The sequence below is a fragment of the Plantibacter sp. LMC-P-059a genome (assembly GCF_030209505.1).
GTDB lineage: Bacteria > Actinomycetota > Actinomycetes > Actinomycetales > Microbacteriaceae > Plantibacter.
In genome coordinates this window covers 233336-256601 of the sequence record NZ_JARVRZ010000002.1, presented here as the reverse complement: position 1 = coordinate 256601, position 23266 = coordinate 233336, and the positions used below count along the sequence as shown (strand labels likewise).

The 23266-nt window shown below is 69.3% G+C and carries 20 protein-coding genes and 1 tRNA gene; 15 read left to right on the top strand and 6 right to left on the bottom strand.

Annotated features, from left to right (window positions below; all coding sequences use genetic code 11):
- Nucleotides 1-163 precede the first annotated feature (163 nt).
- Together QRN27_RS04600 and QRN27_RS04595 are read left to right on the top strand one after the other, a co-directional pair.
- A complete protein-coding gene (locus QRN27_RS04600; RefSeq protein WP_285040902.1) occupies nucleotides 164-1297 on the top strand; it encodes a baeRF11 domain-containing protein in 1134 nt (377 codons plus the stop codon).
- 172 nt (nucleotides 1298-1469) lie between these two features.
- A complete protein-coding gene (locus QRN27_RS04595) occupies nucleotides 1470-3998 on the top strand; it encodes an ATP-dependent Clp protease ATP-binding subunit (protein WP_285040901.1) in 2529 nt (842 codons plus the stop codon).
- A gap of 127 nt (nucleotides 3999-4125) precedes the next feature.
- Here QRN27_RS04595 and QRN27_RS04590 read toward each other — a convergent pair whose 3' ends face one another.
- A complete protein-coding gene (locus tag QRN27_RS04590; protein ID WP_285040900.1) occupies nucleotides 4126-5052 on the bottom strand; it encodes a Ppx/GppA phosphatase family protein in 927 nt (308 codons plus the stop codon).
- 82 nt (nucleotides 5053-5134) lie between these two features.
- Between QRN27_RS04590 and QRN27_RS04585 the strand changes: the two genes are divergently transcribed.
- The 5 genes from QRN27_RS04585 (at nucleotide 5135) to QRN27_RS04565 (ending at nucleotide 13537) form a co-directional block, all read left to right on the top strand.
- Entirely contained in the window at nucleotides 5135-6511 is a 1377-nt protein-coding gene (locus QRN27_RS04585; protein WP_285040899.1) for a glucose-6-phosphate dehydrogenase, read from the top strand.
- 78 nt (nucleotides 6512-6589) lie between these two features.
- A complete protein-coding gene (locus tag QRN27_RS04580; RefSeq protein WP_056914186.1) occupies nucleotides 6590-7108 on the top strand; it encodes an amino-acid N-acetyltransferase in 519 nt (172 codons plus the stop codon).
- 260 nt (nucleotides 7109-7368) lie between these two features.
- Entirely contained in the window at nucleotides 7369-12294 is a 4926-nt protein-coding gene (locus tag QRN27_RS04575) for an ExeM/NucH family extracellular endonuclease (protein WP_285040898.1), read from the top strand.
- Nucleotides 12295-12404: 110 nt separating this feature from the next.
- Complete coding sequence (locus QRN27_RS04570) at nucleotides 12405-13076, top strand: hypothetical protein (protein ID WP_285040897.1); 672 nt, start codon at nucleotides 12405-12407, stop codon at nucleotides 13074-13076.
- Nucleotides 13077-13132: 56 nt separating this feature from the next.
- Nucleotides 13133-13537, top strand: coding sequence for an SseB family protein (locus QRN27_RS04565; protein WP_194669217.1), 405 nt, complete (start codon nucleotides 13133-13135; stop codon nucleotides 13535-13537).
- A gap of 15 nt (nucleotides 13538-13552) precedes the next feature.
- On the opposite strand, the gene radA is transcribed toward QRN27_RS04565, so the two are convergent.
- On the bottom strand, nucleotides 13553-14929 hold the full coding sequence (gene radA / locus QRN27_RS04560; RefSeq protein ID WP_285040896.1) for a DNA repair protein RadA: 1377 nt from the start codon (nucleotides 14927-14929) through the stop codon (nucleotides 13553-13555).
- A 109-nt stretch (nucleotides 14930-15038) separates the two neighbouring features.
- On the opposite strand from radA, the gene QRN27_RS04555 reads away from it, so the two are divergent.
- From QRN27_RS04555 to QRN27_RS04520, 8 genes are all read left to right on the top strand, one after another.
- Nucleotides 15039-15128 (top strand) — tRNA-Ser (locus tag QRN27_RS04555).
- A gap of 180 nt (nucleotides 15129-15308) precedes the next feature.
- A complete protein-coding gene (locus QRN27_RS04550; protein WP_285040895.1) occupies nucleotides 15309-15506 on the top strand; it encodes a hypothetical protein in 198 nt (65 codons plus the stop codon).
- A gap of 115 nt (nucleotides 15507-15621) precedes the next feature.
- Nucleotides 15622-16587, top strand: coding sequence for a nuclear transport factor 2 family protein (locus QRN27_RS04545; protein WP_285040894.1), 966 nt, complete (start codon nucleotides 15622-15624; stop codon nucleotides 16585-16587).
- Nucleotides 16588-16631: 44 nt separating this feature from the next.
- Entirely contained in the window at nucleotides 16632-17627 is a 996-nt protein-coding gene (locus QRN27_RS04540) for a GNAT family N-acetyltransferase (RefSeq protein ID WP_285040893.1), read from the top strand.
- Nucleotides 17628-17636: 9 nt separating this feature from the next.
- Nucleotides 17637-17891: a DUF1653 domain-containing protein gene (locus tag QRN27_RS04535; RefSeq protein WP_285040892.1), complete on the top strand. Its 255-nt coding sequence runs from the start codon at nucleotides 17637-17639 to the stop codon at nucleotides 17889-17891.
- Nucleotides 17892-17907: 16 nt separating this feature from the next.
- Nucleotides 17908-18399, top strand: a complete 492-nt coding sequence (locus QRN27_RS04530; RefSeq protein WP_285040891.1) for an SRPBCC domain-containing protein — start codon at nucleotides 17908-17910, stop codon at nucleotides 18397-18399.
- Nucleotides 18400-18449: 50 nt separating this feature from the next.
- Nucleotides 18450-18803 (top strand): DUF6804 family protein, encoded by a 354-nt coding sequence (locus QRN27_RS04525; RefSeq protein WP_285040890.1) that lies wholly within the window; start codon nucleotides 18450-18452, stop codon nucleotides 18801-18803.
- 56 nt (nucleotides 18804-18859) lie between these two features.
- The gene (locus QRN27_RS04520; RefSeq protein ID WP_285040889.1) at nucleotides 18860-20143 is read left to right on the top strand and encodes an FAD-binding protein; all 1284 of its coding nucleotides are present in this window, start codon (nucleotides 18860-18862) and stop codon (nucleotides 20141-20143) included.
- Between the two features lie 200 nt (nucleotides 20144-20343).
- On the opposite strand, the gene QRN27_RS04515 is transcribed toward QRN27_RS04520, so the two are convergent.
- From QRN27_RS04515 to QRN27_RS04500, 4 genes are all read right to left on the bottom strand, one after another.
- Nucleotides 20344-21006 carry a pentapeptide repeat-containing protein gene (locus tag QRN27_RS04515; RefSeq protein WP_285040888.1) on the bottom strand — a complete coding sequence of 221 codons (663 nt, stop codon included), beginning with the start codon at nucleotides 21004-21006 and terminating at the stop codon, nucleotides 20344-20346.
- A gap of 76 nt (nucleotides 21007-21082) precedes the next feature.
- Nucleotides 21083-21388, bottom strand: a complete 306-nt coding sequence (locus QRN27_RS04510; RefSeq protein WP_285040887.1) for a hypothetical protein — start codon at nucleotides 21386-21388, stop codon at nucleotides 21083-21085.
- A 9-nt stretch (nucleotides 21389-21397) separates the two neighbouring features.
- Nucleotides 21398-21649, bottom strand: a complete 252-nt coding sequence (locus QRN27_RS04505) for a putative acetyltransferase (RefSeq protein WP_285040886.1) — start codon at nucleotides 21647-21649, stop codon at nucleotides 21398-21400.
- 33 nt (nucleotides 21650-21682) lie between these two features.
- Nucleotides 21683-23176: an SDR family NAD(P)-dependent oxidoreductase gene (locus tag QRN27_RS04500; protein ID WP_285040885.1), complete on the bottom strand. Its 1494-nt coding sequence runs from the start codon at nucleotides 23174-23176 to the stop codon at nucleotides 21683-21685.
- Nucleotides 23177-23266: the final 90 nt, after the last annotated feature.

Below are 23266 nucleotides of genomic sequence, written 5' to 3'. Positions count from 1 at the left end.
TGCGCTGAGCGAGCCCGACGACGTCCGCGCCGCCTCCGAATCCCCGGCGAATCCGCCAAGGCCGCGCTGCGACCGCGTCCCTATACTGGGGGCAAGTCAGGCCCACGACGGCGTCGCCTGCTCCCGGTCGACCCTTCGCCTGACGCGATCGAAGGAGGCATCAGTGCACCACACCGATATTCCGACCCGCTCCGACATCGTCGAGCTCGCGAACGCCCGAGAAGCGTCGAGCGTGTCGATCTACCTCGAGACGAGCACCAACCCCGCGGACACGAGCCACATCCGGCTCGACCTGAAGAACCAGGTCAAACAGGCGGTGGAGCAGTTGGCTGCGGCGGGAGCGGATCGTGCCGCGATCGGGCGGTTCACCGACGAGATCGACCGCCTCCTCGAGGACCCGGACTTCCTCCGGTACCTGTCCTCGAGCCTGGCCATCTTCGTCAGCCCATCGACGACCCGGTACTTCCGCGTTCCCAACGTGCTGCGCTCGTGCACCGAGGTGTCGGACCGCTTCTACATCAAGCCGCTCATGCGCGCGCTCACCTTCCCGCAGTCGGCCTACGTGCTCGCGCTGGCGCAGAGCGGGGTCAGGCTCGTCGCCGTCGCGCGCGACCTGCCGGCGACAAGCATCGAGCTGGACATCCCGGAGGACGTCGCGGCAGCCGCGCACGTCGACTCCATCCGGGGTCGCGGCTCGAACGGCCGCGAGCAGCTCGGACGCATCCAGGGGTCCGAGGGTCAGAAGATCCGGATGCAGGAGTACGCGCAGATCATCGACAAGGCGATCGCGCCGATCCTCGCGAACTCGAAGGAGCCGCTCATCCTCGCGGGCGCCGAACCGATGACGGGGATCTTCCGATCGGTGAGCACCTGCAAGCACCTGGTGAAGCCCGAGATCGAGGGCAACCAGCAGGAACGCTCCGACGAACAGCTCGCCGCCGCGGCACGACCGATCCTCGACGAGCTGTACGCCGCTGAGCTGCACGCGCTCTGCGAGGAGTTCGGCACCCGGGCGTCGAACGGACGCGCGGTGACCGACCTGGGTGACGTGGCACGCGCGGCGACCGCGAACGCCGTCGACACCCTGTTCGTCGACATCGACACCAACCTGCCCGGCACGGTCGACGAGGCCACCGGTGTCGTCACGCTCGGCGAGGAGGCCGACGCCTCGAACTACGGTGTCATCGACGAGATCCTCCGACGGGCGCTATTGTCCGACGCGAGGATCCTCGCCGTGCGAGCCGAGGACGTCCCCGGCGGTGGCGCGCTCGCCGCGACCGTCCGGTTCCCCGTCTGACCGACGCGCGATCGGTCCACGCCGCAGCGCACGTGCCAGGTGCACGTGCGCTGCGGCGTTCCCGGACCCCCGGCATCACGCCCACGGCGAACAGGGGCGATGAGAGCTGCGGTGGTCGTTACGCTCCTACTAACGGCATCACCACCCTGCCCGGTGCCGGAGGAGAGTGATCATGTTCGAGAGATTCACCGACCGTGCGCGTCGTGTCGTCGTCCTGGCCCAGGAAGAGGCCAAGATGCTCAACCACAACTACATCGGGACCGAGCACATCCTGCTGGGCCTCATCCACGAGGGCGAAGGAGTGGCCGCCAAGGCGCTCGAGTCCCTCGGGATCTCCCTGGATGCCGTGCGCGAGCAGGTCACCGACATCATCGGCACCGGCCAGCAGCAGCCGACGGGACACATCCCGTTCACGCCGCGCGCCAAGAAGGTGCTGGAGCTGAGCCTGCGCGAAGCGCTGCAGCTCGGCCACAACTACATCGGCACGGAGCACATCCTGCTCGGCCTCATCCGCGAGGGTGAGGGCGTCGCCGCCCAGGTCCTCGTCAAGCTCGGCGCCGACCTCAACCGGGTGCGCCAGCAGGTCATCCAGCTGCTCTCCGGCTACCAGGGCAAGGAAGCCGCGCCCGTCGGCGGCAACCAGAGCGAGCAGCAGGCCCAGGGAGGATCCCAGATCCTCGACCAGTTCGGTCGCAACCTCACCCAGGCCGCGCGCGACAACAAGCTCGACCCGGTCATCGGTCGCGACAAGGAGATGGAGCGGGTCATGCAGATCCTCTCCCGTCGTTCCAAGAACAACCCGGTCCTGATCGGTGAGCCCGGTGTCGGTAAGACCGCGGTCGTCGAGGGCCTCGCCCAGGCGATCGTCAAGGGCGACGTCCCGGAGACGCTGAAGGACAAGCAGCTGTACTCGCTCGACCTCGGCTCGCTCATCGCCGGAAGCCGCTACCGCGGTGACTTCGAGGAGCGCCTGAAGAAGGTCACCAAGGAGATCCGCACCCGCGGCGACATCATCGTCTTCATCGACGAGATCCACACCCTCGTGGGTGCCGGTGCCGCCGAAGGCGCGATCGACGCCGCGTCCATCCTCAAGCCGCTGCTCGCACGCGGTGAGCTCCAGACCATCGGTGCCACCACGCTCGACGAGTACCGCAAGCACTTCGAGAAGGACGCCGCACTCGAGCGCCGCTTCCAGCCCATCCAGGTCATGGAGCCGTCGCTGCCCCACACGATCAACATCCTCAAGGGGCTGCGCGACCGCTACGAGGCCCACCACAAGGTGTCCATCACCGACGGTGCACTCGTCTCGGCCGCGAACCTGGCCGACCGCTACATCTCCGACCGCTTCCTGCCCGACAAGGCGATCGACCTGATCGACGAGGCCGGCGCACGCCTGCGTCTGTCGATCCTCTCGAGCCCTCCGGAGCTGCGCGAATTCGACGACAAGATCGCCGGCGTCCGCGAGGCCAAGGAGACGGCCATCGAGGAGCAGGACTTCGAGAAGGCCGCTTCGCTCCGCGACGAGGAGAAGAACCTCCTCGGCGAGCGTCTGCGTCTCGAGAAGCAGTGGCGCTCGGGCGACGTGAAGACCACCGCCGAGGTCGACGAGGGTCTGATCGCGGAGGTGCTCGCCCAGGCGACCGGCATCCCCGTCTTCAAGCTCACGGAGGAGGAGTCCTCGCGGCTCGTCTTCATGGAGAAGGCCCTGCACCAGCGCGTCATCGGTCAGGAGGAGGCCATCTCGGCCCTCTCGAAGACCATCCGACGCACCCGTGCCGGTCTGAAGGACCCGAAGCGTCCGTCCGGTTCGTTCATCTTCGCCGGCCCCACGGGTGTCGGTAAGACCGAGCTGGCCAAGGCGCTCGCCGAGTTCCTGTTCGACGACGAAGGCGCGCTCATCTCGCTCGACATGTCGGAGTACGGCGAGAAGCACACGGTCTCGCGACTGTTCGGTGCTCCTCCCGGGTTCGTCGGCTTCGAAGAGGGTGGCCAGCTCACCGAGAAGGTGCGTCGCAAGCCGTTCAGCGTCGTGCTCTTCGACGAGATCGAGAAGGCGCACCCCGACATCTTCAACTCGCTCCTCCAGATCCTGGAAGAGGGCCGGTTGACCGATGGCCAGGGCCGTGTCGTCGACTTCAAGAACACCGTCATCATCATGACCACCAACCTCGGTGCTCGCGACATCGCCGGTGGTCCCGTCGGCTTCCAGATCGAGGGCAACGCCTCGACCGGGTACGACATCATGCGCGGCAAGGTGAACGAGGAGCTGAAGAAGCACTTCAAGCCCGAGTTCCTCAACCGCGTCGACGACATCATCGTGTTCCCGCAGCTGTCGAAGCCGGAGCTCCTGCAGATCGTGGACCTGTTCACGAAGCGTCTGTCGGAGCGTCTGCTCGACCGCGATATGACGATCGAGCTCACGCTCCCGGCGAAGGAGCGACTCATCGAGGTCGGGTTCGACCCCACCCTCGGTGCGCGTCCGCTGCGTCGCGCCATGCAGCGCGAGGTCGAGGACCAGCTCAGCGAGCAGATCCTCCACGGCGAGCTGAACGCCGGAGACCACGTACACGTCGACTTCGTGAACGGCGCGTTCGCCTTCACGACTTCGGCTCGCGGCGAGTCCGTCGGCGCCGGCGTGAACTCGCAGGCGGCGCTCGGGACGGGGTCGGCCACGCCGGATCTCGCGATCACGGGCGAGTAGTCACCAGCAGCACCGAAGGCCCCCACTCCGCGGAGTGGGGGCCTTCGTCGTGCCTGGCCGCGTTCGTTCGTCCATCTTTGGGCGACTCGGAGTTCACTGGCCCGAACATGGGCGAACGAACGGGCGGTCAGCCGAGGCGGTCGAGGTAGCGGAGGATGATGCCCTCGCGGAGGGCCCAGGGGGAGACGTCGAGCTCGCGCACGCGGAAGGCGGACATCGCCTCGGAGAGGACGATCCCGCCGGCGACGATCTGGAAGGTGCGGTCTGCGGTGATGCCGGGGAGCGCCGGTCGAGCCTCGGCAGGGATCCTCGCGAGCCTGGGGATCCAGTCGTCGAGCTGGCTGCGGCGCAGCAGGGACCGTTCGGTGCCGCCGATGCCGTCGGCGACCGAGCCGGCGAGGCGTGCCAGCGAGCGGATGGTCTTCGACGATCCGACGACGTGATGTGCGTCGGGTTCGGCGGCGAAGGCCGGCAGGGCGTCGGCGAGCACCTGGCGGGCGTGCAGCCTGAGCGCGTCCTGTTGAGCGGCGGTCGGCGGGTCGTCGTGGAGGAAGCCGACGGTGGACCGCCCGGCGCCCAGTGGGAGGGAGATGGCGACGTCGGGGACCTCATCGCCGCCGGCGGCGATCTCGAGAGATCCGCCGCCGATGTCGAGCAGCAGCATCTCGCCGGCGGACCAGCCGTACCAGCGGCGGACGGCGAGGAAGGTGAGTTTGGCCTCGTCGTCACCGGACAGCACCTGGAGCGCGATGCCGGTCCGCTCCTCGACCAGCGCGAGGACCTCGGGCCCGTTGGTGGCCTCGCGGATGGCGGACGTCGCCATCGAGAGCAGCTCGTCGAGGCCGCTCTCCCGGGCGATCGCCGCCGCGGCGCCGATTGAGTCGAGGATGACGGCGACGCCCTCATCGCTGATGGAGCCGTCCGGCAGGAGGTACCGCATGAGCCGGAGAACCGACTTGTGCGACGACTGGGGGATGGGTCGAGCGCCGGGGTGGGCGTCCACGATGAGCAGGTGGACGGTGTTCGATCCCACGTCGAGGACTCCGAGTCGCATGCCCTCACCGTACCGGGCCGGGGCATCGCCGGCGGCGCGCAAGGTCGCGCAGACGATCGACCGCACCCCGTAGGATCGCCGCATGACCGCCGCCACTTCGGAATCCTCCGCCCCACGCACGCTCGTCATCCTCGGTGCCGGGGGAGACCTCACGGCACGACTCCTGCTGCCGGGACTCGCGTCGCTCCTCGCCTCGCCGCGCGGCGAGGCGGTGCGTCTGATCGGGGTGGACCGCTCGGAGTCGACGGACGAGGCGTGGCGCAAGCGGGTCGCGACCTCCTTCGCCGACGCGCCCTCGAAACTGGCCGATTCGATCGTCTCCGAGACCACCTACCTGCAGGCCGACGTGTCCGACCCCGCGTCGCTCGAGCGGGTCCTCGCGGCCGCCGGCCCGAACGTCGCGCTGTACTTCGCCCTGCCGCCCGCCGTCACGCTGCTCGCCTGCAAGGCGCTCCGGAAGCTCGAACTCCCGAAGGGCATCATGCTCGCCTTGGAGAAGCCGTTCGGGACCGACTATGCCTCCGCCCGGTCGCTCAACCGCCTGCTCCAGCACCTGGTGCCGGAGGAGCAGGTGTTCCGCGTCGACCACTTCCTCGGCAAGTCGACGGTGCTCAACCTGCTGGGCCTGCGCTTCGCGAACCGCATCTTCGAGCCGCTGCTGTCGGCCGACAACGTCGAACGCGTGGACATCGTCTTCGACGAGCAGCTGGCGCTCGAGGGTCGCGCCGGGTACTACGACCGCGCGGGCGCCCTGATCGACATGATCCAGAGTCACCTGCTCCTCGTCCTCGCCTTCGCCGCCATGGAGCCACCGGCGAGTGTGCACGCCGAGGACCTGCGCGGCGGGATGGCGCAGGTGCTCCGCGCGACGCGACCGTGGAAGGCCGACGGCACCGAGAGTCGCCGTGCCCGGTACGGCGCCGGCACGGTGGGCGACCGCAAGCTGCCCGCCTACATCGACGAGCAGGGCGTGGACCCGTCGCACCACACGGAGACACTCGCCGAGATGACGCTCGCGATCGACAATTGGCGTTGGGCCGGTGTCCCGTTCGTGCTGCGGTCCGGGAAGGCGCTGGCGGACACCCGTCAGGAGATCGTCTTCACCTTCAAGCCGGTGCCGCACCTTCCGTCCGGCCTGCACGGCATGAAGACCCCGGCGCGGCTCCGCATCGGCCTGAAGCCGGCATCGCTCGACCTTGACCTGATGATCAACGGCGAAGACGACCCGTTCGAGCTCGACCCCGTCGCCCTCCACGCGGAACTCCAGGCCGGGCAGCTCAGTGCGTACGGTGAGGTCCTGTCGAGCATCCTCGAGGGTGACCCGACCCTGTCGGTGCGCGGCGACGTCGCAGAGCAGTGCTGGCGGATCGTCGCGCCGGTCCTGAAGGCGTGGCGTAAGGACGAGGTGTCGATCGACACCTATGCGGCAGGCACGGCGGGCCCGAGGTCCTGGCACTGAGCCGGAGACCCGCGCTCGGTCGGGAGCACCGCGCTGGCGTCAGTAGACTTCTCGGAGGTTCTGACGCTGGGAGGCGAGATGGTCGAGCAGGCTCCGCAGGGATACACGGTCCGTCGCGCCCGCACCGGCGACGTCCGCCGCATCCAGCAGCTCGTCGAACCACTCGTGCAGCAACGCATCCTCCTCGGTAAGGACGACGTCGTCTTCTACGAGGCGGTCCAGGAGTTCCGCGTCGCCGAGACCGCCGACGGTGAGCTCATCGGATGCGGCGCCCTCCACGTCATCTGGGAGGACCTCGGCGAGGTCCGCACCCTCGCCGTCTCGGCCGACCACCTCGGAACCGGTGTCGGCCACGCGCTCGTCGAGCGCCTCGAGCACGACGCGATCGAGCTGGGCCTGCGTCGCCTGTTCTGCCTGACGTTCGAGACCGGCTTCTTCACGCGGCACGGGTACCAGGAGATCGGCGAGGAGATCGTCCCGCCGGAGGTCTACGCGCAGCTCGTGCGCTCCTCCGACGAGGGTGTGGCCGAGTTCCTCGACCTCGCGCGGGTGAAGCCCAATACGCTCGGTAACACCCGGATGCTCAAGCTGCTCTGAACCACCGCTTGAAGGTTGGTCCTCCGCGGGTGGGGTCATGAGACCGTTCACAATCAGCGGCTGACCAGGCGTTCGAGTGCCTCGGGACGAAGTCGGTCTGCTCAGATGAGCATGCCCGGGTTTACGTGCCGTTCACATTTCCGGTGGTCTTCCGTCACGCATGTCGGTTAGCTTGTGAGGCACTACCCATCGTCTGTGCCTCGAATGGGGGGTGCGTTGTCGCGCGCCCCGAACGAGGACGGCCCTCGATTCGGAGCCAAATGTCGTTCAAACACCCGTGGAGGCTGTCCGCCTTCGCCGCCCTTGCCGGGCTCGTCGCCGCACCGCTCGTGGCGACACCCGCACTCGCCTCGACGGACGGCCTCGGCGTCGTCATCAACGAGGCCTACCTCTCGGGTGGGAGCGCGAACGCGCCCTACCTGAACAAGTTCGTCGAGCTGTACAACCCGGGCGCGACGCCCGTCGACGTCAGCGGCTGGTCGATCCAGTACCGGAAGCTCGACGGTGTCGGCGCCTCCTCCACCGTGGTCCCGCTCACCGGCTCCATCGCGGCCGGCGGGTACTACCTCGTCTCCGGATCGTCGAACGGCGCCAACGGTGTCGCGCTGCCGACCCCGGACGTGACGAGCTCCCTGAGCCCGCAGGGGCAGAACGGCACGCTCGCACTCGTCGCCTCGACGGCCGCGGTGACACTGCCGACCGGTTCCGTCGTCGCCGACCCGGCCATCGTCGACCTCCTCGGCTACGGCACCTCGAACACCTTCGAGACGGCCGCGTCGCCGTCGCCGTCGGGGAACGCCGTGCCGCAGTCGATCGTGCGCACCGACTTCGCCGACACCGACAGCAACGCTGCGGACTTCGGCCTCAGCGACACGGTGACCCCGCAGAACAGCGCCGGTGACACCCCCGTCGACCCCGAGCCGACCCCCGACCCGGAGCCGAGCCCCGAGCCCTCCGACCCGACCACGCCGGCCGAGCCAGGCATGGCGACGATCGCCGAGATCCAGGGCACCGCGGCCGCGAGCACGATGGTCGGCCAGACGGTGACCACGAAGGGCTTCGTCACCGCCAGCTTCCCCACGGGCGGCTTCAACGGCTACTACCTCCAGACCGAGGGGACCGGCGGCGCGATCGACCCGGCCACCCACCTCGCGTCGGACGGTGTCTTCGTCTACTCACCGGCCACCGTCGGTTCCGTCACGGTCGGACAGTATGTGCAGGTCACCGGCGTGGTGGACGAGTACTACGGCCTCACGCAGCTGAAGGTCACCGACGCCGCCGCGGTCACCCCCCTCGACGCCACCGGGGTCACGGCTCCGACCGCAGCGACGGTCGCCTTCCCGGCCACCGACGAGGAGCGCGAGCGCCTCGAAGGCATGCTGCTGGCTCCCGCGGGCGACTACACGGTCACCGACACCTACGCCACCAACCGCTACGGCGAGGTCGGCCTGGCCGCGTCGGACAGCCCGTTCGTCACCCCGACCGTGCTCGGCAAGCCCGGCTCCGCTGAGGCCCTCGCCGCTGCTGCACGGGTCCCGGCGGAGAAGGTCGTCCTCGACGACGGCTCCACCGTCGACTTCTCCAAGGCGGAGAACACCGGCATCCCGCTCCCGTACGTCTCGACCACCGCTCCCGTTCGCGTCGGTGCCGCCGTCGCGTTCACCGCGCCGGTCGTCTTCGACTTCCGCAACAGCAACTGGAAGTTCCAGCCCACGCAGCACCTGACGGGCGCCAACACGGCCGAGGCGCAGCCGGCGACGTTCGAGAACACGCGCACCACCTCGCCTCGCGGGGTCGGCGGCGACGTCTCGCTCGCGACCTTCAACGTGCTGAACTACTTCGCCACCACCGGCGACTCGCGCACCGGTTGCACCTTCTTCACTGACCGTGAGGGTGGCAAGACGACCGTCGACGACTCCGACGCCGCCGGGTGCGGCGTGCGTGGAGCGGCCACGGCCGAGAGCCTCGCGCGTCAGCAGGCGAAGATCGTCTCGGCGATCAACGCGCTGGACGCCGACGTCGTCTCGCTCGAGGAGATCCAGAACTCCGCGTCGATCGGTCTCGACCGCGACGACGCCCTCAAGACGCTGACGGCTGCGCTCAACGCCGCCGCCGGCGAGGGCACCTGGACGTTCGTCCCCTCGCCCGCGAAGGTCCCCGCGGACGAGGACGTCATCCGCACGGCGTTCATCTACAAGTCCGCCACCGTCGAGACGGTCGGTGAATCGCGCATCCTGCTCGACGAGCCCGCCTTCGACAACGCCCGCGAGCCGGACGCGCAGGCGTTCAAGCCGAAGGGCGCGGACGACGCGGCGACGTTCCTCGTGATCGCGAACCACTTCAAGTCGAAGAGCACCTCGAAGGCCGCGACAGGCGACAACGCCAACACCGGTCAGGGCGCCTTCACCGGCGACCGTACGCGTCAGGCCAAGGCCCTCGTGGCCTTCGCCGACACGGTCTCGAAGGACGTCGGCACGAAGAAGGTCTTCCTCGTCGGTGACTTCAACTCCTACGACGCCGAGGACCCGCTGGACGTGCTCCGCGACGCCGGCTACCTCAGCCAGGAGGCGAAGACCGGCGAGTACACGTACGCGTTCGACGGCGCGGTCGGTTCGCTCGACCACATCTTCGCGTCGCCGGAGGCCGACCAGAGCGTCACCGGTGCCGACGTGTGGAACATCAACTCGGTCGAGTCGATCGCCCTCGAGTACTCGCGGTACAACGCGAACGTGACCGACTTCAACGTGCCGGACATGTTCCGTTCGAGCGACCACGACCCCGTGATCGTCGGCATCAGCGCCGACGCGAGCGAGTCCGCGACGGTCAACCTGTTGAACATCAACGACTTCCACGGTCGGATCGACGCCAACACGACGAAGTTTGCCGGCACGATCGAGCAGCTGAAGTCGATGTTCGCGCCCGACCAGACGGCGTTCATCTCCGCCGGCGACAACATCGGAGCCTCGCTCTTCGCCTCGTCGTCGCAGGAGGACCAGCCGACGATCGACGTGCTCAACGCACTCGGTCTGGCGGCCTCCGCGGTCGGCAACCACGAGTTCGACCAGGGCTACGGCGACCTCGTCGACCGCGTCATGGCCGACGGGAAGAACGCGGCGTGGCCGTACCTCGGGGCCAACGTGTACGAGAAGGGTACGAAGAAGCCCGCGCTCAAGGAGTACACGATCCTCGACATCGACGGGGTGAAGGTCGCCGTCGTCGGTGCCATCACGCAGGAGACGCCGACGCTCGTGTCGCCCGCCGGCATCGCCGACCTCGACTTCGGGGACCCGGTCGAGGCCGTGAACCGCGTCGCGGCCCAGCTCAGCGACGGCGACGAGTCCAACGGTGAGGCCGACGTCATCGTCGCCGAGTACCACGAGGGCGCTGGAGCCGGCACGCCGGACGGCGCGACCCTCGAGCAGGAGCTCGCCGAGCAGAGCGCCTTCACCTCGATCGTCACCACGACGAGCGCCGAGGTCGATGCGATCTTCACCGGTCACACGCACAAGCAGTACGCGTGGGACGCTCCGATCCCCGGTGTCACCGGCAAGACCCGTCCCGTGCTGCAGACCGGCAGCTACGGCGAGTTCATCGGCCAGATCACGCTGACGGTGGACCGCGAGAGCGGTGACGTCACCGCCTACACGGCGAAGAACGTCGCGCGCACCACCGTGGCCGAAGCCGACCTCGTCAAGCAGTACCCGGCGGTCGCCACGGTCAAGACGATCACCGACAAGGCCCTCGCGGTCGCTGCGGAGATCGGCAACCGGAAGATCGGTGAGGCCAAGGCCGACATCACCCGCGCGTTCAACAACGGGGTGAAGGACGACCGCGGTGCGGAGTCCACGCTCGGTGCGCTCGTCGCCGACTCCCTCCGGGCCTCGCTCTCGAGCGCGGACCGCGGCGGGGCCGACATCGGCATCGTCAACCCGGGTGGCATGCGTGAGGAGATCCTCGCCGGTGACATCACGTACGCCGAGGCGAACGCGGTGCTGCCGTTCCTGAACAACCTGTGGACGACCTCGCTCACGGGTGCCCAGTTCAAGACGGTGCTCGAGCAGCAGTGGCAGCTCGATGCGGCCGGGAACGTGCCGTCTCGTCCGTACCTGCAGCTCGGGCTGTCGTCGAACGTGCAGTACACGTTCGACCCGACGAAGGGCCAGGGCGAGCGCATCACGAGCATCACGGTGAACGGTGCGCCGATCGACCCCGCGAAGAGCTACCGGATCGGCTCCTTCAGCTTCCTGCTGCAGGGTGGCGACAACTTCCGTGAGTTCGCGAACGGCACCGACACGCGCGACTCGGGTCTCGTCGACCGCGACGCGTGGGTCTCGTACCTCACGGCGAACAGCCCGGTCGCTCCGGACTTCGCCCGCCAGAGCGTGCAGGTCACGAACGTACCGACCGCGGCGATCGCCGCCGGCGGGAAGGTCACGTTCGACGTCGCGAAGCTCGACCTGACCTCCACGGGCAGCCCGGTGAACACCTCGCTCGCCATCGAGGTCAACGGTGCAGCCGTCGGAACGGTCCCGGTCACGGCCGGTGCCGCAACGGTGTCGTTCACGCTGCCGGCCGGCACGGCCGACGGTGCGGCGACGGTGCGCCTCACGGCGCTCGAGTCGGGCACCACGCTGACGGTGCCGCTCACGGTCTCGACGCCGCCGGTGGTCACCCCGCCGACGCCCGCCCCGGACTCGGCCCTCATCCAGGCGCTCAAGGACCTCATCAAGGCGATCACCGACTTCATCATCGGCAAGCTCGCCACGATCCACGTCGGCAAGGAATACGCCGGCACCTGGGTGAGCGTCTGGCTGCACTCCGACCCGATCCTCGTCAGTGACGGCCTCGTGCAGGTCGACGCGGACGGCAACGTTCAGGTCACTGTTCCTGAGGACGCCCCGGTCGGCGCGCACCGCCTGGTCGTCCAGGACGTCGACGGCAACGTCATCGGTTGGCAGGACATCGTCGTGCAGGCTGCTGCGGTCGACCCCGGCACCGACCCGGGCACCCAGCCCGGTGCGGGCGGCGGGACCGGCAGCGGTTCCGGCACGGCCGGCGGCAGCCAGGACGGCAGCCTGAGCAACACCGGTGCCGAGCCGTGGGGGAACGCGGCGCTCGCCGCACTGCTCCTCGTCGGTGGGCTCGCGCTCGTGATCGCCCGTCGTCGCTCGGCGCAGCAGCTCTAGCGCTCGCGACACGTCAGCACCATCCCGATGCCCCGTCATCGGTCGGACCACGGTCCGCACCGACGGCGGGGCATCGGGCGTTTTCGCGTTCCGCCGCTTAATCTGTGACCATGTCGAGCCTCACGAATCCCCGCGGACCGGAGCGGCCCGCCGTCTACTGGCGACGCAGGCTGATCGTGTTCGGCGCCCTGCTCGCCGTCGTCATCCTGGTCGTCGTGCTGATCGTCCGGCTGGCGTCGGGTTCCGGTGCCGAGCCGGCTGCCTCCTCGTCGTCGCCGACCCCGTCGGCGTCCGCGCCGCCGGTCGCGAGCGCTGCGCCCGAGACGGCGACGACCGCGCCGATCGACGAGGCCGCGACCACGGACCCCGGTTCTGCCGCTGCGTGCACCGCGGATCAGATCCGGGTCGAGGCGGTCGTCAACGGCACGAGCTTCGCGGCGGGGGAGCTGCCCCAGCTGTCGCTGAGTGTGACGAACACGGGTTCGGCGGTCTGCACGATGAACGCCGGCACGAGCCAGCAGGTGTTCACCGTCTCCAGTGGTGACGAACCGTACTGGACGTCCACCGACTGCCAGACGGCGCCGAGCGACCAGCAGGTGCTCCTGGAGCCGGGCAAGACGGTCTCGTCGAACCCACCGATCACCTGGGACCGCACGCGGTCCGCCCCTGACACCTGCGATGCGCCGCGCGATCCGGTGCCGGCAGCCGGTGCGTCGTACCACCTCAACACCTCCATCGGTGGGTTCGCCTCCGCAGACAGTGCGCAGTTCCTCCTGAACTGAGCGAGGGGCTCGCGGGGCCACCCCGCCGCCCGGCACCAGCCTGCGACAATGGAGGCATGGCGAAGCAGAAGCGACCCGAGTTCCGTTCCGAGCCCTTGGCCGCGGCCCTCGCCGCCGGTGACATGGTGGCGGTGGCGCTCGCGTTGCGCAACGGGCGGTTCGTCGTCCCGCTCATGAAGCCGGGCAATCCCGACAAGCCGACGGAGACCGGCGAGGTCTGGATGTTCCGCCAGCCGGAGACCGCGAGGCTCGCACTGCTCCTCTTCTCCGACGCGAAGAACAAGCCGGCCGCCCTGCCGCCCTACGTGGGCCTGCACGACGGCGCCTGGCTTGCGAGCTTCCTCCGCACCTACGGTGACGACATCGAGACGGTGCTCTTCGACGTCGCCGGTCCGCACTCCCTGCAGGCGTCGCCGGAGGAGTTGCTTCGCGTCCTCGAGCTCGAGGCGCCGACGGAGTAGGCGCGGGCGGTCGGCTCAGAAGGCGGCGTCGAGCTCGCGTTCGCGTCGGGCGGGCCGTGCGGCTTCGGCGGCGTTCTTCGCAATGCCCAGGACGGACTTGAGGTCGTTGCTGACGTCGGAGTTGAGCAGCAGCTTGTAGCCGAGCCGGTTGCCCTCCGAGCCGCGTTGCTTCGCGACGCTCACGGGGCGCACTTCGCCGCTGAGGCTGATCTCGCCGTAGGCCGCGAGGTCGCGGGGGAGTGCGAGGTCGCGGATGACGGAAACGAGGGCGAGCGCGATCGCGAGGTCGGCTGCCGGTTCGGTGATCTTCACGCCGCCGACCGTGGAGATGTAGACGTCGTGGTCGCTGAGGTCGTAGGAGTACCGCCCGTGGAGGACGGCGAGGATCATCGCCACGCGGGACGGGTCGACGCCGTTGGTGACCCGGCGGGGGTTCGGCGCCTGCGTCTTGTTGATGAGTGCCTGGACCTCGACCGGGAGAGCGCGGCGGCCTTCCATGACGATGGTGACGCAGGTGCCGGCCACGGGCTCGTTCTGGCTGAGGAAGAGGGCGCTCGGGTCGGGGACCTCGGCGATGCCGTCGCCGGCCATCTCGAAGCAGCCGACCTCGTCGGTCGCGCCGAAGCGGTTCTTCTGCGCGCGGAGGAAGCGCAGTGCGGTGTGGCGGTCGCCCTCGAACTGGCAGACGACGTCGACGAGGTGTTCGAGGAGCCGGGGTCCTGCGATCGAGCCGTCCTTGGTGACGTGGCCGACGAGGAGGATCGGGAGGTCGCGCTCCTTGGCGATGCGGGTGAGGACGGCGGAGACCTCGCGGACCTGGCCTGGTTGGCCGGCGAGGCCGTCGGACTGCGAGGAGGAGACCGTCTGCACGGAGTCGACGATGAGGAGCTTCGGGTCGACCTGGTCGATGTGGCCGAGGATGGTGGCGAGGTCGGTCTCGGAGGCGAGGTAGAGGTCGTCGTGGAGGGCTCCCGTGCGTTCGGCGCGGAGTCGCACCTGGCTGACCGACTCCTCGGCGCTCACGTAGAGCACGCGGGCTCCGGTCTTCGCGGCGCGGGACGCGACCTCGAGCAACAGGGTCGACTTACCGACGCCCGGCTCGCCGGAGAGCAGGATGGCTGCGCCCGGGACGATGCCGCCGCCGAGGACGCGGTCGAACTCGGCGATCCCGCTCGACCACCGGGGAGCCTCGACGGAGCGGGCCTCGGTGATGGGGCGGGCGGCGCGCTCGTCGGTCGCGCGGATCGGGGTCAACTTGCCGAGGACACCGGTGGGGGCCGTCGCCTCGACGACCGTTCCCCACTGCTGGCATTCGCCGCATCGGCCGGCCCACTTGGCGGTGGTCCAGCCGCATTCGGTGCAGCGGAATGCAGGGGAGTGTGCCTTGGCCATGCGGCCAGCCTAGGCGTGGCCACCGACACCACCGGCCCTCCGCGCCGCCTGTGGATGAGCGGCATCGCTCAATTCGCGTCGGCGCTCGTCTTCTATTACACTCGACCCCGGTACCGTGTCCGAGCGGCCGAAGGTGCAACTCTCGAAAAGTTGTGTGCTTGAAAGAGCACCGTGGGTTCAAATCCCACCGGTACCGCCAGCAGAAGCCCCCTCCACCCGAGCAACACCGGGACGGAGGGGGCTTCTTCGTTGTCGCGCACCACCCAGACCCCGTCGCCCAGCTCCTTCGCCTCCGCGTTTGCGATCCTTGGTTCGCAAACGATCCCGTGCGTGCTCGGAGCTTCCGTGGCAGGCTGAGAGCGATCGAGGAGGTGTGCTGATGGTGACCGGATCGATATTGTTGGCGCTCGCAGGCGGGGTCGGTGTCGCTGTTGCCGTCCTCCTCGCCGCGGTGTCGCGGAGGAGTTCCCGCCCGCGCTCGGCGGATCAGCACCTGCAGGCGACCGACCCGGAAGCGGCTGCAGCACTGCGGGACTTCCAGGCCCAGATCGATCGCGGTCGCGGGCCACTCGGCTGATCATCGCGGGCGAGTATCGCGCTGATCGACCCTCATCGAACTGAAAGACACGGATTCTCAGCTTCGCCCAGGGACGCCTCATCTGAGGCACAGCACCGCGTCGCACAGTGAAGTCATGACCAGATCACGCCCCGTCCTCGTTCCGCTCGTCCGCACCGCCGTCGTCCTCGCCGGCGTCTCGATGCTCGCCGGCTGCCAGGCCACCTCGGCGGCCACCGCCGACCCCTCGTCGTCCGCCTCGTCGGCGACGAACGGACGCGACGACGGTGGCTCGATGGGCGATCGCGCGGATTCGCAGACCGAGCAGAAGAACCTCGCCGCCGTCCTCAAGCTGTACACGGACGCGTTCCCCGACCCCACGTCCTCGCAGGCGCAGGCCACCGCCGACAAGCTCGTCGCCGCCGACGCCGTCGCGCACGGATCGGGGCAGAAGGCCGGGCCGGGCGGGCTGCTCAGCGAGTTCACCGCCGACCGGGGCCGCGTCCCCGGTGCGCAAGCGGTCGTCAAGCACACGGCAGCAGACGGTGACCTCGTCGCCGTGCACTACCAGGTCGCCTCCGATCCGGCCGATGAGCGGACGGGCGAAGCGGCCGTTGACCTGTTCCGCCTCCGCGACGGCGCCGTGGTCGAACGGTGGTCCTTCGATCAGCCGATCGCGACGGGTACCCCGGCGAGCGGCAACACCAACACGATGTTCAGTGACCTCTACAACCCGTCGAAGCCCGGGGTCGCACCGTCGGAGAAGCAGGAGGAGCAGAACCGGACCTTCGCGGTGAGTGCGTACAACACCCTCTTCCGTGACCAGGACGTCTCCATCCTCGACAAGGCGTTCGACCCGGCATACCTGCAGCACAACCCGGTCGCGCCGAACGGTACGGCGGCGCTCAAGTCGTTCTTCTCCGGATCCTCCGCGTTCCCGCCGCAGGAGTCGGTCATCTCGCTCAGCGACGGCGACATCGTCTGGACCTTCTCGCAGAGCGTGGGAGCGAAGTCGGGCGACCCGGTCCTCGCGGCGGACCTCTTCCGCGTCGACGACAAGCTCATCCGCGAGCACTGGGACGTGGTGCCGACCGCCGGGTGAGTGCCTGGCCGATGGGTGAGCCTCGCCTCTACGATGGGGGCACCGTGACGACCCTCGACCCGCATCCGTTCGCGATCCGCCCCTACGAGCCGACCGACGAACCATCCTGGGTGCGTTGCCGGGTGCTCGCCTTCCTCTCGACGCAGTATTACGACGACGTGTGGCCTCGCCGCCCCGATGTCGTGGCGCCGTCGTTCGGGCTGGTCGCGGTCGACACCGACGGACAGGTGCTCGGCCTGCTCGACGTCAGGGTCGACGGTGATGAGGCCACGATCGACTCGGTCGCGACACATCCCGATCATCAGGGCAGGGGGATGGGCACCGCTCTGCTTGAGGTCGCCGTGGAGCGGCTGGTCCGGGCAGGCATCACGAGGCTCGATGCGTGGACCCGCGAGGACCAGGCAGCGAACTCCTGGTACCGGCGCAACGGCTTCTCCGAGGCGTTCCAGTACCTGCATGTGCACCTGGAAGACGGAGACGATGCCGAAGGGTTCACGACTCCGGCCGGGTTCAGCAGCCCGGTCCGCGCGTTCGTCCATGCGGGCATCGAGCGCGAGCAGGAGCTCAGGGAACGCTTCGCTCGGGTGTATGTGTGCCGCCAGTATGTCCGGGACCTGTCCGCCGGAACTCCAATCGAGACAAGCATCGAAAGCGCTGATTATGCTCTGGGGATGACTCAGGACTTCGCAACGCTGAATGCCCACGCCATGGAGGTCGCCGCCGCCTACGACGATCTCAGCACGAAGCGGATCGGACGCCCATGGACGAACCAGGAGGTCGCTCTCGGCTTCGTCGGTGACGTCGGTGACCTGGCCAAGATCGTGATGACGCTCGACGGGACGCGTCGCATCGACGGCATCGGACTCGAACAGCTCGAGCACGAACTGTGTGATGCCATCTGGTCCTGTCTCGTGCTCGCCGACCGGTTCGGCATCGACATCGGCGAGTCGTTCCCCCGTCAGATGCAGGACTTGGTGCGGCACGTGTCCGAGCTCCGGGCCGACGAAGAGAGCACTGACTCCGCGACGCTCGCTGGCTAGAATCGCGACATGAGCGACGACAGCACGGCCAGCACCGACGACGGCGAGTCCTTCGGCGTCGAACCCGGCACATACCGGCACTTCAAGGGGGCGCTGTACGAGGTGATCGGCGTCGGGCGTCACAGCGAGACGGAGGAGCCCCACGTCTTCTACCGGACGACGACGACCCCACCGACGTCATGGGTGCGGCCGCTCGCGATGTTCGTCGAGCCCGTCTCACGAGCCGGTTACGACGGCCCGCGCTTCGCCCGCGTCGACGACTGAACGAGGAGGATCACCCATGGACGAGACCCGTGAATCGCAACCCGAACCCGCCGACGCACGAGACCTCCTGGTCGAACGGGTCATCCGTGCGCCCCGGTCCGTCGTCTGGGCGGCGTGGAGCGACGCTGCGACACTCGGCCGTTGGTGGGTACCCGCACCCTCGGTGTGCCGGGTCCTCGACCTCGAGCTGAGGCCAGGCGGGTCGTTCCGCACGGAGTTCAGTGAGGACGGGGAAGCGTTCGTCCCGCAGATCACCGGCTGTGTCCTCGAGGTCGTCCCCGAGCAACGACTCGTGTGGACGACGGCGCTCGTTGCCGAGTGGCGGCCCGCCGAGGACCCGTTCATCACGGCCGTGATCGAGATGGAGGACCACCCCGACGGCACCCGGTACCGGGCGACCGCCCTCCACAGTGGCATCGCACAACGTGACCACCACCTGGAGCTCGGTTTCCACGCCGGGTGGGGGATCGTCACCGAGCAACTCGCCGCGCTCGTCGAGCAGGCGTGAGCAGTTCAACGCGACGGCCGACACCACCTCCCTCCGCGTAAACTCGGGGGATGCCCAGTCCGACCCCTGCACCCGCACCCTTCGCCCTCCGTCCCGCGCTCATCCCGGGCATCCTGGGGGCGGTCGCGCTCATGCTCGGACTCGCGCTGCTCGAACTCGACGCGTTCACGATCGTGCTCTTCGTCGTGAGCATCCTCGCGCTCATCATGGCCGTGTTCGCGTGGCAGGCCAAGCAGCCGCTCTGGCTGATCCCGACCCTGCTCGTCGCGATCGTGTGGAACCCGATCCTCCCGCTGCCGTTCAGCGGCATCCCGTGGGTCATCGCGCAGTTCCTCGGTGCCGTCGTGCTCGTCGCCGTCGGCGTCCTGCTCGAGAACAAGCACGCCGCCCCACCCGCCGCCTGAGCGGAAATGTTTCGGGAACGCCTGCGGGTCGTCCCGGCTCTGGCAAGCTTGCGCTCATGACGCTTGAACGCAACTGGGCCGGCACACACACCTTCGCAGCGCCGCGGATCGTGAACGCCACGTCGATCGACCAGGTCCGCACCCTCGTGGCCGACGCGGCCCGCAACGGCACGCGCGTCCGCGCCCTCGGCACCCGACACTCCTTCACCGACCTGGCCGACTCCGACGGCACGCTCATCACCGTGATCGACATCCCCGCCGACCCGGTGTTCGACGAAGCAGCCGGCTCCGTCACGATCGGGGCAGGGACCCGCTACGGCATCGCCGCCGCCTGGCTCGCCGAACACGGCCTCGCCTTCCACAACATGGGCTCGCTCCCGCACATCTCCATCGGCGGCGCCATCGCGACCGGCACCCACGGCTCCGGCAACGACAACGGCATCCTCTCCTCAGCCGTGAGCGGCCTCGAATACGTGGACGCCACCGGCGAACTCGTCCACGTCCGCCGCGGAGACCCGGGGTTCGACGGCCTCGTCATCGGCCTCGGGGCGTACGGCATCGTCGTCCGCGTCACCGTCGATGTGCAGCCCGCCTACCGGGTGCGCCAGGACGTCTACCGCGACGTCCCGTGGGACGCGGTCCTCGCCGACTTCGAGGGCGTCACCGGCGGCGCGTACAGCGTGAGCATCTTCACGAACTGGCTCGGCGACACCATCGAGCAGATCTGGTGGAAGACCCGGCTGTCGGCCGGCGACGACACGCTCCCCGTGGTCCCGGAGTCGTGGCTCGGTGTGCCGCGCGACGTCCTGACCGCCGGCAACCTCGTCGAGACGGACCCCGACAACCTCACGCTGCAGGGCGGTGTGCCCGGCGACTGGTGGGAGCGGCTGCCGCACTTCCGACTCGAGTCGACACCGAGCAACGGCGACGAGATCCAGACCGAGTACTTCATCGACCGCGCCGACGGTCCCGCGGCGATCACTGCGCTGCGTGCCATCGGCGACCGCATCGCCCCGCTGCTCCTCGTGACCGAACTGCGCACCGCCGCGCCCGACAAGCTGTGGCTGAGCGGGGCGTACCACCGCGACATGCTCGCCGTGCACTTCACCTGGCGCAACCTGCCCGAGGAGGTGCGGGCCGTGCTGCCCGCGATCGAAGAGGCACTCGCGCCCTTCGGCGCGCGACCGCACTGGGGCAAGCTCAACCTCCTGACCGCCGAGCGCATCGCCGAGGTCGTGCCGCGGCTCGCCGACGCCCGGGACCTGTTCGAGCGGTTGGATCCCGCCGGCACCTTCACGAACGCGCACCTGGAGCGCATCGGGGTCCGTCTGCCCCGGTAGTCGGTGCTGACGGGCCGGGTGTCAGCGCGGTGCGGCGGCGTTAGCGCGGGTCATCGGGCGCCAGCGCGGTGCGCTGACGCGAGCGCGGGAAAACCGGCGTGGGCGCGAGGCGTGCGCGTGAGCGCGGGTCTCCGGAGACCCGCGCTCACGCGGCAGACCCGCGGTGACGTCAGCGCACCGCGCTGGCGCAACCCGGGAGGTCAGTCCTCGACTCGGATACCGAACTGCTCGGCGAACATCGCCGCCAGTTCGCCTACCTGGAACGGCGTCATCGTCGCGCCCCGGAGATGCTCGACCCCGGCGATCCGCCGCAGCTCGAGCGTGCGGAGGTCGACGTCGGCGAGCTTGGCCCTGGTGACGTCGAGGCTGTTGAGCGTGCAGTCGACGAACCGGACCCGGGTGGCCGTCGCGTCCGCGAGGTCGAGCTCGTCGATCGTGCAGCCCTCGAAGAGGACGTCCTGCAGCACCGCGCCGCGCAGGTTCACGAATCCGAGCTTGCACCCGCTGATCCGCACGGACTGCCAGTTCGCGTCGTAGCAGTCCGCTGACCCGACCCGAGAACCGTCGAGCTCCACATCGCGGAGCCTGCTCCTCGGCGCCAGCAGGATGGGCGCGTCCCAGCGCTCGAGTCGGGTGTCGAGGAACGACGCCGCACGGAAGTCCGTCTGATCGGCGGTGATCCCCGACAGCGACGACTCCGAGATCGTGATGCCCGAGAGATCGCGGTGCGACAGGTCGAGGTCGGCGAACCGCAACCCTTCGACGGCGTCGTGCGCCTCGAGGTCGCGTTCCTCGCCGTCCGTCAGCCCGATGAGCCGGACCGGGTCGAGTCGTGGTGCGGTCGTTCCGGTGCGTTTCGCCATGTCGTGCTCCGATGCTGATGCCTGAGGGTCGCGGACCAGCCTAGGTGCGGCCACCGACGCCCCTCGGGGTGATCGCTCAGCTCGTTGTGAACCGACCGGGCAGGAACGGGAGCAGGGGAGCGCGGTAGACGAGCGAGGTGTCGACCCCAGCGGTGACCGTGGTGCTGGCGGCTCCGTACCGCCACATGCGGTTGAAGAGGAAGACCTCGAACGACACCTCGCCGCCGGTGATCCGCCAGCTACCGGTGCCCCACTGCGCCGGCTGCCCGCGCCCGTCGAACACCACCGTCGGACGCTGCAGCGCGCCGTACCAGGGGCGCCGGAGCGTGACCTCGATCCGGTCCTGCGTCGGCACGGTGTCCTCGGAAGCCTCGGTGCTCATCCGCTCAGCCTAGGGCGAGCGGCGACGTCCGCGGGGCGCCGGTGCGGGAGGGACGGCCTTCGCCGCGACGACGTCGGCGTCCGGGATCGTGACCGACCCCCGTCTCGTCTCGACCGTGCTGCCAGCGGGCGTCCGCTCGACGAGTTCACCGAGCGCGTCGGTCGCCCCGGCCTCCGACCCCTCGGGCAGCCGGTAGCGGACGACGACGCGGGTGCCGAGCGGTGCGTCGTGGAGGAACCGGACGGCGGCCGGACCGATCATCGCGTCGCCTCCGACCAGACGCTCACCTGGAACTCACCAGGAGCTCGGGCGGTAGTCCTTGAGGAAGACGCCGAACAAGTGCTCGCCGGCCTCGCCGCGGACGATCGGGTCGTAGACGCGGGCCGCGCCGTCGACGAGGTCGAGCGGGGCGTGGAAGCCCTCCTCGGCCAACCGGACCTTGGTGGGGTGCGGTCGCTCGTCGGTGATCCACCCGGTGTCGACACTTGTCATGAGGATCCCGTCGGTTTCGAACATCTCGCGCGCGCTCGTGCGGGTGAGCATGTTGAGCGCCGCCTTCGCCATGTTCGTGTGCGGGTGGCCGGGGCCTTTGTACCCGCGACCGAAGACGCCCTCCATCGCGGAGACGTTCACCACGTAGGTGTGGTCGAAGTCCGACGACGCCATCGACGCACGGAGGCGGCTGATGAGGATGAACGGGGCGGTGGCGTTCGCGAGCTGGACCTCGAGCATCTCGATCGGCTCCACCTGGTCGACGTTCTGCACCCAGCTGTTGCTGTGGTCGACGTCGGGTACGAGTCCGCCCGCGTCGATCGCGGTCCCGGCGGCGAGCCGCTCGAGCGACGATGAACCGGCGGTCATGGCGGCCTCGGTGAGGGCGTCGGCCTTCGCCGCGGCGGCAGCGAGGATCGGGTGCGCGGAGACGGACGCCGCGAGCGACAAGGGGTGCGCGTCGTTCGTGTGGCCGAAGGTGACCAGCTCGGGCAGCGGGCCGTCGGGCAGCGGCGCGAGCTCCGCGTCGACGAGCGGCTGGTAGGCGCCCTTCGTGCGGCGCACCGTCTGGGCGGCGTTGTTGATGAGGATGTCGAGCGGCCCCTGCTCGGCGACGGAGTCTGCGAGCGCGATGACCTGGGCCGGGTCGCGGAGGTCGATGCCGACGACACGGAGGCGGTGCAACCAGTCGCCGCTGTCGGGGAGGGCGCTGAAGCGGCGGACGGCGTCGCGCGGGAAGCGGGTCGTGATCGTCGTGTGGGCGCCGTCGCGTAGGAGCCTCAGCGCGATGTACATGCCGATCTTGGCGCGACCACCGGTGAGCAGAGCGCGCTTGCCGGTGAGGTCGGTGCGGGCGTCGCGCTTCGCGTGGCTCATGGCGGCGCACTGCGGGCAGAGCTGGTGGTAGAACGCGTCGACCGTCGTGTAGGGCTGCTTGCAGATGTAGCAGTTGCGCGGCACGAGGAGCTCGCCGGCCGTCGGGGCGGTGGTCGTGGTCGCGAGCGGGATGCCCCGCGTCTCGTCGTCGATGCGGTCGGGCGCGCCGGTCGCGGTCGCGGCGATCACCGCGCGGTCGGCGTCGGCGATGCGGGCGCGGCGGTCGAGCCGGCGCTCCTTCTTGACCGCCTTGAACATCTTGGCGGTGGCGCGACGGACCTGGAGGTAGTCGGGGTGCTCCTCGTCCATCGTCGCCATGTGCTGGAGGACGCGGAGGGTGACCTCGAGATCGGTGGGATCGATGCCCGCGTCGTCGCCGGTCGCGGGGCTCGTCGGCTCGTCGTGGGGGAGGGAGGTCATTGCTTCATTCTACGAGCCGAGCGCGCCTCACCGGTCCGCGGGCGAGCGCCTCCGTCACCGGATCCCGGGGACGGAGGGCGGTGTCCGGCG